Origin of the sequence: Ramlibacter sp., from assembly GCA_019635435.1 — a bacterium.
Taxonomy (GTDB): domain Bacteria; phylum Pseudomonadota; class Gammaproteobacteria; order Burkholderiales; family Burkholderiaceae_C; genus JAHBZM01.
This window is the reverse complement of record JAHBZM010000001.1, coordinates 4,337,836-4,353,037: the sequence shown is the minus strand read 5'-3', so window position 1 is coordinate 4,353,037 and position 15,202 is coordinate 4,337,836. Positions and strand designations below refer to the sequence as shown.

The 15,202-nt window shown below is 67.6% G+C and carries 13 protein-coding genes; 5 read left to right on the top strand and 8 right to left on the bottom strand.

From position 1 onward, the window contains the following. Positions 1–12: 12 nt before the first annotated feature. Both KF796_21365 and KF796_21360 read right to left on the bottom strand, forming a co-directional pair. Positions 13–1,092: a hypothetical protein gene (locus KF796_21365; protein MBX3589189.1), complete on the bottom strand. Its 1,080-nt coding sequence runs from the start codon at positions 1,090–1,092 to the stop codon at positions 13–15. A 370-nt stretch (positions 1,093–1,462) separates the two neighbouring features. Further along, complete coding sequence (locus KF796_21360) at positions 1,463–2,461, bottom strand: hypothetical protein (protein ID MBX3589188.1); 999 nt, start codon at positions 2,459–2,461, stop codon at positions 1,463–1,465. Positions 2,462–2,614: 153 nt separating this feature from the next. On the opposite strand from KF796_21360, the gene KF796_21355 reads away from it, so the two are divergent. Then, a complete protein-coding gene (locus tag KF796_21355; protein ID MBX3589187.1) occupies positions 2,615–4,201 on the top strand; it encodes a choline dehydrogenase in 1,587 nt (528 codons plus the stop codon). 148 nt (positions 4,202–4,349) lie between these two features. Further along, positions 4,350–5,084 carry a hemerythrin domain-containing protein gene (locus tag KF796_21350; protein MBX3589186.1) on the top strand — a complete coding sequence of 245 codons (735 nt, stop codon included), beginning with the start codon at positions 4,350–4,352 and terminating at the stop codon, positions 5,082–5,084. Here KF796_21350 and KF796_21345 read toward each other — a convergent pair. After that, positions 5,081–6,430, bottom strand: a complete 1,350-nt coding sequence (locus KF796_21345; GenBank protein ID MBX3589185.1) for a GAF domain-containing protein — start codon at positions 6,428–6,430, stop codon at positions 5,081–5,083. The genes KF796_21350 and KF796_21345 overlap by 4 nt on opposite strands. Next, positions 6,427–6,927: a hypothetical protein gene (locus tag KF796_21340; GenBank protein MBX3589184.1), complete on the bottom strand. Its 501-nt coding sequence runs from the start codon at positions 6,925–6,927 to the stop codon at positions 6,427–6,429. The genes KF796_21345 and KF796_21340 overlap by 4 nt, the downstream gene beginning before the upstream one ends. A gap of 86 nt (positions 6,928–7,013) precedes the next feature. Here KF796_21340 and psd point away from each other — a divergent pair, with 86 nt between their 5' ends. Then, entirely contained in the window at positions 7,014–7,871 is an 858-nt protein-coding gene (psd, locus tag KF796_21335) for a phosphatidylserine decarboxylase (protein ID MBX3589183.1), read from the top strand. Continuing rightward, positions 7,868–9,094 (top strand): formate-dependent phosphoribosylglycinamide formyltransferase, encoded by a 1,227-nt coding sequence (gene purT, locus KF796_21330; protein ID MBX3589182.1) that lies wholly within the window; start codon positions 7,868–7,870, stop codon positions 9,092–9,094. The genes psd and purT overlap by 4 nt, the downstream gene beginning before the upstream one ends. 89 nt (positions 9,095–9,183) lie before the next feature. Here purT and KF796_21325 read toward each other — a convergent pair whose 3' ends face one another. Next, the gene (locus KF796_21325; GenBank protein ID MBX3589181.1) at positions 9,184–10,728 is read right to left on the bottom strand and encodes a hypothetical protein; all 1,545 of its coding nucleotides are present in this window, start codon (positions 10,726–10,728) and stop codon (positions 9,184–9,186) included. A 183-nt stretch (positions 10,729–10,911) separates the two neighbouring features. Continuing rightward, positions 10,912–12,429, bottom strand: a complete 1,518-nt coding sequence (locus KF796_21320; GenBank protein ID MBX3589180.1) for an AMP nucleosidase — start codon at positions 12,427–12,429, stop codon at positions 10,912–10,914. 152 nt (positions 12,430–12,581) lie between these two features. On the opposite strand from KF796_21320, the gene KF796_21315 reads away from it, so the two are divergent. Beyond that, entirely contained in the window at positions 12,582–12,845 is a 264-nt protein-coding gene (locus tag KF796_21315; GenBank protein MBX3589179.1) for a hypothetical protein, read from the top strand. Here the strand turns inward: KF796_21315 and gorA are convergent, their stop codons facing one another. Together gorA and KF796_21305 are read right to left on the bottom strand one after the other, a co-directional pair. Continuing rightward, positions 12,846–14,213, bottom strand: a complete 1,368-nt coding sequence (gene gorA, locus KF796_21310) for a glutathione-disulfide reductase (GenBank protein MBX3589178.1) — start codon at positions 14,211–14,213, stop codon at positions 12,846–12,848. A 1-nt stretch (position 14,214) separates the two neighbouring features. Then, positions 14,215–15,114 (bottom strand): LysR family transcriptional regulator, encoded by a 900-nt coding sequence (locus tag KF796_21305; GenBank protein ID MBX3589177.1) that lies wholly within the window; start codon positions 15,112–15,114, stop codon positions 14,215–14,217. Between the last annotated feature and the right edge of the window lie 88 nt (positions 15,115–15,202).

Below are 15,202 nucleotides of genomic sequence, written 5' to 3'. Positions count from 1 at the left end.
CCTCGGAGACACTCAGGCCGCCGTGGTCTGGAGGTGCACCGTGGCCTTGGTTTGGCTCGCGCGCGCCGCCATGGCCATGACCTCGTCGAGCACATCGTCGGCCAGGATGAAGTCACGGTAAATGCCCAGTGGGAGCAGGGGTGGCCCCATGGACCGGGCACGCATGTCGGGCTCGCCCAGCATCCAGCGCAGGATCAGCATCCGCGCCGGCCAGGTCGGCCATAGCGAGGTCAACTGGCTCGCCAGTTGCGGGTCGGTCTCCAGCCCGACATGAGCGGTGGTGGGCGCCGACCATGTCGGGGCGTTCTGCCCGAACCGGTCGCGGAAAACCACGCGGGCAGACTCCCATTCTTCCTGCAGGCCCAGTCGCTTGTACAGATACAGCAGTTCCAGGAAAACCCAGGGACTCGTGTATCGGAAGTCAACGATGTGCTGCTGCAGCAGCAAAAGCGCGGCCATGGGATCGCCCCCCTTGCAGCGCCGGCGCAACTTCTGGTCCAGTTCATGAAGATCGATCATGGTGGCCTCGCGACGCGAGGTGGTCTCACCGATGGGGGTCACAAAAATCGCGCGTGCCGCCTCGGCCGGGCTCCGGCCCTCGGTAAGGATGTCGCCGAGATTCCGGCTTGACCGGGAAACGGGCCGGGCGGCAGAAGCGGGCCGGACGTCAGGCCAGATGTTGGCCCAGCGGGGCGATTCCCGATCGCGCCGGTGGCGCCGACGCTCCAGCACCCAACCCAGGCTGGTGATCAGTGCGATGCCCCCGATGCTGAGCGTCGCCGGCAGCAGGCCGGAGTTCAGCGCCGCTTTCTGGATGGCCGACATCCTTGCCGCCATGAGGCCTTCCTGCTCCGCGGCCACTGGCGGACCTGGATCCGCATAAGGTGGCGCGGGGTCGATCCGTCCGGCGGCGGGCGTTCCGGGCAAGACAGCCTGATTCGAAGGGGCAGCGTCTTCAAGGGCTGCCTTCCCCGGGGTGATGTCGTTGGCTGGCTGTGTCGCCGGATCTCTCGGCGGCGGCACGTGGGCGAGCGTTGTGGCAAGGCGCAAACCACTGGCATCAGGGTTTGGCGACTGAATCACGGTCACCATTCCGTCTGCCATGGTTCAGACCCCGCCCGGTTTGCAGCGAGCCCTAGCAAATCTCGCCGACGGCGAGAAGTGCCCCATTCCCCTTGTGCTTGTGACATTCATCACAGCGCGGAGACAGGCCAGACTCCCGTCAGATAGAAAAAGGTAAATAGTGCAACTATTCCTCATTTCTCTCTCCCAATTTGTATTTCTTGTCACCAATTGTGATATTAGGAAAAATTGAGAGGGCTGTAAATGCCTGGCTTCATCGCCTCCTGGATCGGCCCAATCTGGGGCGGCCCCACCTGCAGGGATCGGGGGCGGGCAGGCTGCGCGCCGCGCCGCCAGTCACCTATGTGACAGCGAGGGTGCGAACCCTGACGCGCGAGCCTCAGGCCACCACGGCGGTGGGCGTGGCTTCGGCGGGTTGCGGCGGCGTGGTCATGACTTCGTCCAGCAGCTCGTCCAGCATCATGAGGTCGCGGTACACGCCCAGCGGCAGCAGCGGCGGGCCCATGCAGCGCGCGCGCATCTCGGGCTCACCCAGCATCCAGCGCAGGATCCACATGCGGGCCTTGCGGTAGGGCCACAGCGGCACCAGCTGGCCAGAGAGGTCGGGGTCTGTGTCCAGCCCCACCTGCGCGGTCGAAGGCGCGTTCCACAGCGGGGCGTTCTGCCCAAAGCGGTCGCGGAAGGCCTCGCGCGCGATCTCCCACTCCTTCTCGCGGCCCATCTGCCGGTACAGCTCGCGCAGTTCCAGGAACACCCAGGGGCTGGAGTAGCGGAAATCCACCAGGTGCTGCTGCAGCAGCAGCAGGGCCGCCACATGGTCGCCTCGCTTGCTGCGCCGCTGCAGCTTCTGCTGCAGCTGGTGCAGGTCGATCAGCGTGGCTTCCCGCCGCGAGTTGGTCTCGCCAATGGCGGTCACATAGATGGCGCGGGCGGACTCGGCGGGGTTGGGGCTGTCGGGCAGGATGGAATCGAGGCTGCGTGCCTTGGTCACGATCGACGAGGCGGCAGGCTGCAGGTCAGCCCACAGGACGGAGTCCTGCTCGCGCTTGTTGCGCCGCCGCTCGATCATCCAGCCGATGCTCGCGATCACGGCAATGCCACCCAGGCTCACGGTCAGGGGCACCAGGCCCGACTGTGCCGCCACGCGGCGGATCGCAGCCACCTGGCCGGCCAGCGCGCCTTGCGCCGCCGTGATGGCGGCGGGGGCAGCTTCGGGCTGGGGCAGCGCGGGTGCTTGTGGGGCGGGCGCCGGCGCCGGGGCGGGGGCGGGAGCGGGGGGTGGGTGCGGCGTGGGTACCCGGGTCAGCTCGGTGCTCAGGCGCAGCTGCGCAGCCTCGGGCACCGGCATCTGGTCAGGGGGTGGACTGCCGGTCGGCATGCCTTACTCCTTTTCGCCCCTGGAGAGCGCGGGGAACTGCCCTGTTGCCGAATGCGCCCGCCTCATCGAAACTGTTTGCATACGCACCACCACCCAATTGCTTCCAAATGTCACAGAGTGTAATGGTAAGGTATGCGTGCAGGAGACAAAACAATGGTTGACTACATCGTCATCGGGGGCGGATCGGCAGGCTGCGTGCTCGCCGGCCGGCTCAGCGAGGATCCCTCGGTCCGGGTCACGCTGATCGAGGCCGGGCCGCCCGACACCAACGTGCTCATCCAGTGCCCGGCGGGGCTGGCCTTGCTGGCCAAGAACGGCCAGGCCAACTGGGCGCTGGAGACCGTGCCGCAGGCCGGTCTGCACGGGCGCCGCGGCTACCAGCCCCGGGGCAAGGTGCTGGGCGGCTCCAGCTCCATCAACGCCATGATCTACGCCCGGGGCCACCCCAGCGACTACGACGAGTGGGCTGCCGAGGGCAATGCGGGTTGGGGCTGGGCAGACGTGCTGCCCTGTTTCAAGCGCGCCGAGAACAACGAGCGCGGCGCCGACGCGCTGCACGGCACGGGCGGCCCGCTCAACGTCAAGGACCTGACCACGCCCAACCGTTTCGGCCCGGTCTTCGTGGAGGCAGGCCAGCAGGCCGGCTACCCGGTGAACCCCGACTTCAACGGGCCCGTGCAGGAGGGCGTGGGCATGTACCAGGTGACCCACAGGAATGGCGAGCGCTTCAGCGCGGCCAAGGCCTACCTCACGCCGCACCTGGGCCGGCCCAACCTGCAGGTCGTCACGGGGGCGCATGTCACGCGCATCCTGCTCGAAGGCCGGCGCGCGGTGGGGGTCGAATACCGCCAGGGCGGTGAGTTGCGGCAGTTGCAGGCCAGCCGCGAGGTGCTGCTGAGCGCCGGCGCGCTGATGTCGCCGCAGCTGCTCATGCTCTCGGGCATCGGGCCGGCAGCCCACCTCAAGGAACACGGCATTGCCGTGCTGCATGACCTGCCCGGCGTGGGCGCCCACCTGCATGACCATGTGGACGTGGTGCAGGTGGTGAACGCGCCACACCTCAAGGACCTGTTCGGCCTGTCGTTCGCCGGCCTGGTGCGGGCCGTCAGGGGCATTTTCGAGTGGCGCAACTTCCGCACCGGCATGCTCACCACCAACTTTGCCGAGGCGGGTGGCTTCATCCGCAGCCAGCCACAAGAGGCGATCCCGGACCTGCAACTGCACTTTGTCATTGGCAAGCTGGTGGACCATGGGCGCAAGACGGTGTTTGGCCATGGCTATTCCTGCCATGTGTGCCTGCTGCGCCCGAAAAGCCGCGGCAGCGTCAAGCTGGCCAGCGCCGACCCGCAGCAGGCGCCCCTGGTGGACCCGAATTTTCTGGGCGAGCGCGACGACGTGGACCGGCTGGTGCGCGGCTTCAAGCTCATGCGCGGCATCCTTTCGCAGCCGGCGCTGGCCGGCTACCGCGGGCAGGAGCTTGCGGCCTCGGCTGGCGCCCAGACCGACGCGCAGATCGAGCTGTTCATCCGCGACCATGCCGACACCATCTACCACCCCGCGGGCTCGTGCCGCATGGGGGGCGGCCCGATGGATGTGGTGGATGCACAGCTCAAGGTGCATGGCATCGAGGGCCTGCGCGTGGTGGACGCGTCCATCATGCCGCGCCTGGTGGGCGGCAACACCAACGCGCCGACCATCATGATTGCCGAGAAGGCCGTGGACATGATCCGGGCCGTGTGACGCAGTTCACAGCGCGCAAGAATTTAAGGATTCTTTAGGAATTGTTTAAGCAATTCTTAGCGGCGCGGGCTCGCTGATTCTTCGAGACTTCTTTCCATGGCTTGTGGCACACGGTGTGCCCGCCATCCCACCTGGAAAGAAAACAAGCATGAACATCGATCCCAAGGAACTGCAGCAGCTGGCTGCCGCCCAGGCACCGCGCCTGGACCTGTACGCCGGCATCCACAAGGCCATTCGCGCGCTGATGGCCGACACCCTGCTGGCCGTTGGCCGCATGGACCCGGACGACGAGCTCGAGCTGGCGCAGACCACCCAGCGCGTGCTGGAGCTGCTGGACTTCTGCGCCTCGCACCTGCGCCACGAAAACGAATTCGTGCACACCGCCATCGAAGCTCGCGCTCCGGGCGCCAGCAGCGTGATCGCCCACGAGCATGAAGAGCACGGCGAGCACATCCGCGCGCTGGCCGAGGCCGCCACCACACTGCTGGGCGCCGCGCCGGCGCAGCGCGCCGCCCTGGCGTTGGCGCTGTACCGCTCGCTCTCGCTGTTCATCGCCGACAACTTCCACCACATGCATGTGGAAGAAACCGCGCACAACGCCGTGCTGTGGGCCCGCTACACCGACGCCGAACTGACGGACATCCACAACGCGCTGGTGGCCTCCATCCCGCCGGCCGAGATGATGTACACGGTGCGCTGGCTGGTGCCCTTCATGAGCCCGGCCGAGCGCACCGCCATGCTGGCTGACATGCAGGCCCATGCGCCGGCCCCGGCCTTTGCCGCGGTGCTGGACACGGTGCGCCCGCACCTGACCGACCGCGAGTGGGCCAAGCTGGCGCGCAGCCTGGGCCTGCCGCCCGTGCCCGGCCTGGCGGCGGTTTAGGCCGGCACCAGCTCCACGGGCCGCTGCACCACCAGGCGGAAGCGTCCGCGGCCGGTTTTTTCAAGCCGGATGTGGGGGCCGTGTTCCTTGAGGCGGCGCTGCAGCAGCACCAGCCGCGCCTCCAGGTTGTCGGTGATGTCGGGCAGGCCGATGGAGGCGTCCAGCCGCAGCTCGCGGTTGCTGAACTCGGTGCGGCCCTGGTCGCGCCAGTCGTTGAGCAGCTTCCAGATGATGGCGCCGGCCACGCCCTTGATCAGGTAGGTGCCGTTGACGAACACGCTGTCATTGACCGCGAAGTGCCGCACCTGCAACGCGGCACCGGCCGTGGCCTGGGCCGGCGCGGGTGCCGGCGCGGCGGGCTCGGCAACCTCGGTGGTGGCCTGCATCAGGTCCATCGCGGCGCCCAGGTGACCGGCCAGGCTGACCAGCATGTCCTCGTCCTCGTAGCTGAACTGCAGGTCCCTGGGGCTCTCGGCAAACAGCACGCCCAGCAGGCGCCCGGCCGACAGCACCGGCACCGCGAGCTGGCTGTGCGGCTCGGGCAGGCCGGGGTAGGGAATGTCGGTGGCGGGCGCCAGATCGGGCACATTGGCCTGCAGGCTGTGGCGCATGGCGCTGCTGTACAGGTAGGCGCTGTTCATGTGGCCGATGCGCACCGGCGTGCGCTCGCGCGCCGCCACGCCGATCACGCCCATGCCCATCTCGATCTCGGACCCCACGCCCGAGGTGGCGTAGCCGCTGCTGGCCACGGTGTACAGGCGCTGGGTGCCAGCGTCCAGCAGCAGCACCATGGCGTGCCGCATGCCCATGAAGTCCGTCATGGCCGCGAGCGCGGCGTTCAGCAGCTCTTCCAGCGTGGTGCAGCGCGCGAGCTGCTCGCTGCCGCGGCGCACGGCGCCCAGCAGCCCCGTGCGTGGCGGGGCCGGGGGCAGGGGGCTGCCTTCCACGGCCTCGACCGCGGTGACCTCGTACACATCCGAGCCCAGCAGCCGGAACACGCCGGCCATGCCGGTGTGCGAGGCAATGCCCGCGAGCTGCGCCTTCATGCCTTCAAACAGCGGACCCTGCGTTTCGGTGCGCAGGTAGCGGATCTGCAGGCGGAAGAATTCGGCCGTCACCGGGTGCAGCAGCAGCACGGTGGCATGCGGGTTGGCCAGGATGTTGGCGCGGGTCTTGTTGAAGAACTGGAACGACAGCGCCACGTGGCGCCCGTCCACGTAATAGACCTGGGAGATGTAGGCCACGTTGGGTGTGCCGTCGGCGCTGCAGGTGGCCATGATCGAGGGGATGGCGCCCTCGAAGCAGGGCCGGATCGCGTCCAGCGCCACGGCGGGCTGCGCGCTCACGCGGTGCCCTCGCTGAAGGCCGTGCCGGCCTGCGGCCCGGGCGTCTGGTCGAAGGCCTGCTCGGGCTGGAAGCTCACCGCCACCACGTCCTCGAGCTGGTGCGCGAGCATGGCGCGGGTCACCGGCGGGGCATAGCCCACCCGCTGGACCTCGTGCTCCATCGAACTCAGGTAGCGTGCCAGCACCGGCACGTCGCTGGCCTGCGCGTGGCGCAGGCTGGCCTGGCGGGCCTTGACCTGCACGGAGCGGTGGGTGGCGGGCTCGCTGAACACCACGGCCACTTCGCCGGTGGCCGCCAGGTCCTGCAGCAGCTGGCGCGACTGGCGGCGAGACAGGTAGACCGTGATGCGCTCGCCGTCGGCCGCCACGTCGCTGCCCACCGCGCGCATGATGCTGGGCCGGTTGGCCTGGTCGCGTGAACCCACGATCACCGAGACCCCGCGCGCCATCATGGCCAGCAGGTCAGGCGGCAGGCGGGGGCGGGCGGGCGCGGGCATGGGCGCTATTGTGTCGCAGCGCCCGGGCAGCGCCGGGGGCAGGGCACGCGGCTAAAATTTTTGGATTCACCACGAAAGCCACCCAAGTGTCTGACCGTCTGGCCGTTGCGCCGCAATACCTTTTGCCCAAGCGGGCGCTCACTGTTTTTGCGGGCATGGTGGCCGGCGCGCGCATGGGCGGGCTCACGCACGCCATCATTCGCCGCTTTGTGGCCCGCTACAACGTGGACATGGCCGAGGCCGCCAACCCGCGCATTGAAAGCTACGCGAGCTTCAACGAGTTCTTCACGCGGCCCCTGCGCTGCGACGCCCGCCCGCTCGCCCGGGCGGACTGGGTCTGCCCGGTGGACGGTGCCATCAGCCAGCTGGGTGCCATTGAGCGCGACCAGATCTTCCAGGCCAAGGGCCACCACTACAGCACCCGCGCGTTGCTGGGGGGTGACGCGGCCCTGGCCGCGCAGTTTGACAACGGCGCCTTTGCCACCATTTACCTGAGCCCGCGCGACTACCACCGCATCCACATGCCCTGCGACGGGCGGCTGGTGCGCATGATCCACGTGCCGGGCGACCTGTTCTCGGTCAACCCGGTCACGGCGCGCGGCGTGCCGGGCCTGTTTGCGCGCAACGAGCGCGTGGTCTGCGTGTTCGACACGGCCCACGGCCCGTTCGTGAATGTGCTGGTGGGCGCCACCATCGTCGGCAGCATGGCCACGGTGTGGCATGGCCAGGTCAATCCGCCACGCCCCGGCACCGTGCGCGAATGGCGCTATGGCGACCAGAACATCACGCTGAAAAAGGGTGATGAGATGGGCCGCTTCCTGCTGGGCTCCACCGTGGTGATGCTGTGGCCCCAGAATACGCTTGAATTCAACCCCGACTGGGCCGCCGCCCGACCGGTCCGCCTGGGAGAAGCCATGGCCGACCTGAAAGTGAACCATCCATGACCACCCTCGGAACCCCCCTGTCCCCCCACGCCACCAAGGTCATGCTGCTGGGCAGCGGCGAGCTGGGCAAGGAAGTGCTGATTGCGCTGCAACGCCTGGGCGTGGAAACGATTGCGGTGGATCGCTACGAGAACGCGCCCGGCCAGCAGGTAGCGCACCACGCACGCACCATCACCATGAGCGACCCGGCCCAGCTCAAGGCCCTGATCGAGGCCGAGCGCCCGCACCTGGTGGTGCCCGAGATCGAGGCCATTGCCACGCCCATGCTGCAGGAGCTGGAGGCCGCGGGCACGGTGCGCGTGATTCCCACGGCCCGCGCCGCGCGCCTGACCATGGACCGCGAAGGCATCCGCCGCCTGGCGGCCGAGACGCTCAACCTGCCCACCAGCCCGTACAAGTTCTGCGATTCGCTGGCGGAACTGCAGCAGGCGATTGACGCCGGCATCGGCTACCCCTGCATCGTCAAGCCCGTGATGAGCAGCAGCGGCAAGGGCCAGAGCAAGATCGACGGCCCGGCCGATGTGCAAAAAGCCTGGGATTACGCCATGGCCGGCGGCCGCGTGAGCCACGGCCGCGTGATCGTCGAGGGCTTCATCGACTTTGACTACGAGATCACGCTGCTGACCGTGCGCGCCAGAGGTGCAACGGGCCAGGTTGAAACCCATTTCTGCGCGCCCATCGGCCATATCCAGGTCAGCGGTGACTATGTGGAAAGCTGGCAGCCGCACCCCATGCACCCGGCCGCGCTGGACAAGGCGCAGGCCATTGCCAAGGCCGTGACCGACGACCTGGGCCAGGGCCTGGATGGCCAGTCCAGCGGGCTGGGCCTGTTTGGCGTGGAGCTGTTCGTGAAGGGCGAGGACGTGTGGTTCAGCGAGGTCAGCCCGCGCCCGCACGACACCGGCATGGTGACCATGATCACCCAGTGGCAAAACGAGTTCGAGCTGCATGCCCGCGCCATCCTGGGCCTGCCCGTGAGCACCGCGCTCAAGAGCCCGGGCGCGAGCGCCGTGATCTACGGCGGCGTGGAAGCGCAAGGCATTGTGTTTGACGGCGTGGACGAAGCACTGGCCGTGCCCAACACCGAGCTGCGCCTGTTCGGCAAGCCCGAGAGCTTTGTGAAGCGGCGCATGGGCGTGGCGCTGGCGCACGACGCGGACGTGCAGAAGGCGAGGCAAAGCGCCAAGCTCGCCGCCGGCAAGGTGCGCCCGCGCGCGGCCTGAAACCAGGTTGACAAGCCAGATCGGGCTGTAGTCCTTGATTGGCGGCCACGGTTCGCTACAAAAAATGTAGCAAACCGTGTGGTGCAGGGTCAGACCGTCAGCGGCTCCTTCACTTGGGCGTGCTCGACCGCCGCCACCACGGTGGTGGCGCTCTCGGCCTTGCTCAGCAGCGGGGCCTGCCAGAGCTTCATCGTGGCGAAGTTGTCGCTCTTGATGCGCAGGCCCACACCCGTGATCGGCTTGCCCGCGCCGGCGTCGGGTGTGAAGTTGGCCTCCGGCTTGGCCTTCTGGTGCGCGTTGTCGCCGCAGTAATAGGTGTTGACCACGCTGCCCAGGAAGGTGGGCTTGCCACTGCTGTCGGCGGGGTTGAGCATCTGGTAGTGCAGCCAGATCGCCGACACGACATTCTTGGTGCAGGTAAAGCCCATGCCCGTCACGGCCACGCCGCGCTGCTGGGTGGCGGCGGGGATGTCGGCGACCTGCTGGTAATTGGACTGGTTGTAGACGCTGTTGTCGTCGGTGATCCAGGTCAGCGAGTTGTCGTTCAGATTGAGCACGCGCAGCGCCAGGCGCGACACATTGTCGCTGTGGGCGGAGCAGGCCACGCCGACGATCACCTGCGCGGGGTCGGTGAGGACGACCTGCTTTTCAATGTTGTCCTTGCTGCTGCCCTTGGCATAGAAGGAGGTCTTGTTCTGCGTGTCCCACTGCAGCGTGTTCATCTGCGGCGGCGTGGACGACAGCATGTCGCGCACACAGGCTTCAATGGCGTTCTGGCGGGCTGGGTCCTGGGCCAGCAGCCACAGCGGGGTCAGTGAATGCTGGTTGAAGTTGACCAGGGCAAAGTCGCCTTCGCGCATCAGGGCCGCGGCCCATGGCTGGTAACCCTGCTGGAGCTGGTCGGGGCTGCCGCCCTTGGCCTCAAAGTGCCCGTTGCTCTGCTCGGTGGTGGCCACGTTGTCGGTCTGCACCGAGGTGGACATGGACCCGTTGACGAAGGCCAGGTAGTTCGCGCTGACCTTGGCCGCCGCGGCCGTCTGCGTTTCCACCGAGTAGCGCGAGATGCTCTGCGAGTAGTTGAGCGCGCCGCCAAATATGCCGGCCTTGAGGAAGAAGGCCCCGTACTTGGCCACCAGGCTGGCCGGGCTCATGCTGCCGTTGATGTCGCTGGCGGCCTCGGGCGTCAGGTAACTGTCGCGCAGCTCGGACAGTTCGGGCAAGGTGACGCTGTAGGACTGGATCAGGCCCATGTGGGTCAGCGAATAGAAGCTGGTGCTGGTGCGGTAGGTGGCGTCAAAGCTGGCTTCCACCGAGCCCGAAAAGCCTTCATACCAGCCGCCGGCCTGCGCATTGACGTTCAGGTGCAGCTGGAAATCGGTTACCGACTGGGTGGTCTGCTCGATCATCTGCGAATTGTTGAGCGGGATCACCGTCACGTTGGACGGAAAGCCATAGGTCGTGCCATCGATGGTGATGGTGCCGGGCGCCGGGTCGGTGGCGGGGTTGTAGGTTGACAGGCCCAGGTTGAACAGCGGCTTGAGCGGATCGATGGAGCGGGCGTCCGCGTAGTACTCGGTCACGTCGTAGTTCAGGCCCATGAGTTCCAGGCCCGGCAGCTTGCGATTGACGGTCATTGTTATTTCCTCCTGATGTGGTGCACGGCGGTGCTTTGAAAGGGGCGCCCCACCGCCCTGGGCGAGGTCCAGTCTAGCGAGAGGGCCTCGCGCAAGACAGCTCTAAAGCTGTGATGTCTTTCCCCTGTGCCTGTGTGTTTTCAACAGGCATGGGCCGCCTCGCGTCGCGGCCGCGCTCCGGCGCTACTGGAACGCCACCTCATTGAAGCTGCGCAGCTTGCGGCTGTGCAGCCGGTCAACCCCCTCGGCGCGCAGGATTTCGATCGCTCGCATGCCGATGCGCAGGTGCTGGTCCACGCGCTCGCGGTAGAAGTGGTTGGCCATGCCGGGCAGCTTGATCTCGCCGTGCAGCGGCTTGTCGCTCACGCACAGCAGGGTGCCGTAGGGCACGCGGAAGCGAAAGCCGTTGGCCGCGATGGTGGCGCTTTCCATGTCCAGCGCCACGGCGCGGCTCTGGCTGAAGCGGCGCTGCGGCTCGTTGCCGGGCAGCAGCTCCCAGTTGCGGTTGTCGGTGCTGGCCACGGTGCCGGTGCGCATGATGCGCTTGAGGTCGGCGCCGCGCACCTGGGTCACGTCTTCCACCGCCTGCTCCAGCGCCAGCTGGATCTCGGCCAGCGCGGGGATGGGCACCCACAGCGGCAGCTCCTCGTCCAGCACATGGTCCTCGCGCACATAGGCGTGGGCCAGCACGTAGTCGCCCAGCTGCTGGCTGTTGCGCAGGCCGGCGCAGTGGCCCAGCATCATCCAGGCATGCGGGCGCAGCACGGCAATGTGGTCGGTGATGGTCTTGGCGTTGGCCGGGCCCACGCCGATGTTGACCATGGTGATGCCGCTGCGGTCCTCACGCACCAGGTGGTAGGCCGGCATCTGCGGCAGCCGTGGTGGCGGCACGCCGTGCGTGCTGTCCAGAAAGGCGCCAAGCTCGCCCTGCACGCTGGCGGGCGTGCCCGTGCGCCGCGTGATCACATTGCCCGGTTCGATGAAGGCCACGTAGTCGCTACCGGGCCTGCGCATTTCCTCATGGCCCAGGCGCACGAACTCGTCAATGTAGAACTGGTAGTTGGTGAACAGCACGAAGTTCTGGAAGCCCTCGGGCGCCGTGCCGGTGTAGTGGCGCAGCCGCTGCAAGGAGTAGTCAACCCGCGCGCCGGTGAACAGCGCCAGCGGCTGGGCTTCGCCCGGGCCGGCCTCCCAGGTGCCGTTGGCGATGCCGTCGTCCATGGCGGTCAGGTCGGGCAGGTCAAACACGTCGCGCATCAGCAGGCGGCGCTGGGCGCTCAGCGTGCCCTCGATGTGGTCGTTCTCGGCAAACGAGAAGTGGATGGGGATGGGCTGGGTGCTGGTGCCCACTTCAAGCTCCACGCCATGGTTTTGCAGCAGCAGGGTGAACTGCTCCAGGTAGTAGTCGGCGTACAGGTCGGGGCGGGTCAGCGTGGTCTCGTAGCGGCCCGGGCCGGCCACGAAGCCATAGCTCAGGTGGGCCACGTCCTGGGGGCTGAGGCGGGCCACGGTGTCGGTGTGGATCCGCACAAACGGGTAGCAGGCCCGCACATGGCCCGGCAGGGTTTCGCCCGCCACGAAGCGCAGCATGGCATCGCGCAGGTGCTCGATCTGCTGCTGGTAGATGGCGCGCACCTGGGCCAGCGCGGCGGCGGGGTCGGAAAAACGGCTGGGCGCGATGAAGGGCGGGAGGTAAGGCATGCACACATTGTGCAATGCCTCACGTTTTGCGGCGGTTTGTGGCCGTGTCAGCCAAATGCCTACAAGCGGTAACGCCGTCAACCGACTCCGCGCCCCCGGGGCACCTGCCTACAGTCGCTCCAAGCCAACACAACTTCTGCAAGGAATCCGACATGAGCACCGCCACCCTGTCCTCGGCCAACCCGTTTGCCCTGATGGTCGAGCCCCAACGCGTGCAGGCGGCCATCGCCCGTTCCAAGTCACTCAAGAAGCTGGACAACCGCGAATGCCACCCGCTGGACCGCGCCGTGATCCGCAGCGCCAGCGCCGAACTCGCGGCCTGGGACGGCAAGATCGACCGCAAGACGGTCTACCTGGCCCCCGACGACACCCACCAGGCGCCCATCGTGCGCCCCGGCGCCGAGGTGCTGGTCTGATCAGGCGGGCACGCTGACCGGCGTGCGCATGGTCACGAACTCCTCGGCCGCCGTGGGGTGAATGCCCACGGTGGCGTCGAACACCGCCTTGGTCGCGCCGGCTTTCATGGCCACGGCAAAACCCTGGACGATCTCGCCGGCGTCAGCCCCCACCATGTGCAGGCCGACCACGCGGTCGCTCGCGGTGTCGACCACGAGCTTCATGTGCGAGCGCTCCGTGCTGCCCGACATGGTGTGCTTGAGCGGCCTGAACTCGCTGCTGAACACGGTGACCTGCCCGAATTTCTGGCGTGCCTGGGCCTCGGTGTAGCCCACGGTGCCGATGTTGGGGTGCGTGAACACGGCGGTGGGAATGAAGTCGTAGCCCAGCTTGCGCTGGCCGCTGCCAAACAGGTGGTCCACCAGCACCATGGCCTCGCCCAGCGCGACCGGTGTGAGCTGGATGCGCGCGGTCACATCACCCAGCGCATAGATGGAGGGCACCGAGGTCTGGTAGTCGTCGTTGACCACAATGGCGCCGCCCTTGCCCTGCTTCACGCCGGTGGCCTCCAGCCCGATGCCGCTGACCTTGGGGCTGCGGCCCGTGGCGTAGAGCACCGCGTCGGCCTGCAGCACCTGGCCGTCCTTGAGCGTGACCTGCAGGCCGCCCGCGGCCCGTTGCACGGACTGCACGTCGGTGTTCAGCCGCAGGTCCACGCCGGTCTTGGCCATCTCGGCCGCCACGAAGTGGCGCACATCGTCATCAAAGCCGCGCAGGACCTGCTCGCCGCGGTACAGCTGTGTGACCTGCGCGCCCAGGCCGTTGAAGATCGAGGCGAACTCGCAGGCGATGTAGCCGCCGCCCACCACCACCAGGCGGGCCGGGAAGGGCTCGAGGTCAAAGATGTCGTCGGACGTGATCACATGCTCGCGCCCGGGCAGGTCGGGCACTTCGGGCCGCCCGCCGGTGGCCACGAGGATGTGCCTGGCGCGCCAGCTCTGCTCGCCCATGCGCACCGTGTGGGGGCCGGCCAGTTCGGCCCAGCCTGTGAACCGCGTGACACCGGCGCTGGCCAGCAGGTTGGCATAGACGCCATTGAGCCGGGAGATCTCCAGGGCCCGGTTGGCCTTGAGCCGCGCCCAGTCAAAGCGCGCCGGCGCGAGGTCCCAGCCAAAACCAGCCGCCTCTTCAAAGGCCTCGGCATAGTGGGCTGCGTAGCTGTAGATCTTCTTGGGGATGCAGCCCACGTTCACGCAGGTGCCGCCCAGCGCGCCCGCCTCGGCCAGCGCCACGCGCACGCCGCGCTGCGCCGCCATGCGCGCGGCGCGCACGCCGCCGCTGCCGCCACCGATCACGAACAGGTCGTAGTCAAAATCTGGTTCCTGCATTTCATCCTTTCAGGGCCGCAAGGTCCTTGAGTTCATCGCGCATCCAGTCGATGAAGGCGCGTGTGCGCGCGGGCAGCAGCCGCGCGTGGGGGTAGATCACGCTGATGGGTCGCGCAGGCTGCTCGAATCTTTCAAGCACGATTCTCAGGCGTTTCTGCGCCACCAGCGGCGCCACCTGATAAGACAGGAACATGCCAAAGCCCGCGCCGTCGGCGCAGGCCTGCACGGCGGGCAACACATGGTTGAAGTCCAGGTTGCCCTTGACCGCGAGGCGAAAGGATTTTCCCTCGTCATGGAAAGTCCCCCAGGTGGGCGGGCCAAAGGCCATGCGCACGCAGTTGGCGTCGAGCAGCTCGCGCGGGTGGGCCGGCGTGCCGTGGCGGCGCAGAAAGGCCGGGCTGGCCACCACCACGCGGCGGATCTGCCCCAGCGGCTTCGCCACCAGCGAGGAGTCTTCCAGCGGGCCGATGCGGATGCCCACGTCCAGCCCTTCCTCGAGCAGGTTGGCCACCCGGTCCAGCAGCACCACACTGCAGCGCATCTTGCGGTGTTTCTGCACAAAGCGCGTGACGGCCGGCGCCACGTACATCTGGCCAAACAGTACCGGTGCGGTCACCCGCAGATGGCCCGTGGGCTCGCGCGCCCCGGCGGTGAGTGCGGCTTCGGCGTCGTCCACGGCGGCCAGCACCTGGCGGCAGCTGTCCAGGTGGCGCCGGCCCTCCTCGGTCAGCGAGATGCGGCGCGTGGTGCGGTTGAACAGCCGCACGCCCAGGTGCGCCTCGAAGGCCGCGAGCGAGCGCACCACGGCGGGCAGCGATGACTCGAGCGCACGCGCCGCCGCCGTGAGGCTGCCCTGCTCGGCAATCTGCACAAAAGTCTGCATGGCACGGAGTTTGTCCATGCCGCATATTAATCCGTTAATCGGTTTAGTGAATTATGAATGGCGCCATTTATCTTCCATGGTGAACTAAACACAATCGGGCCTTCCC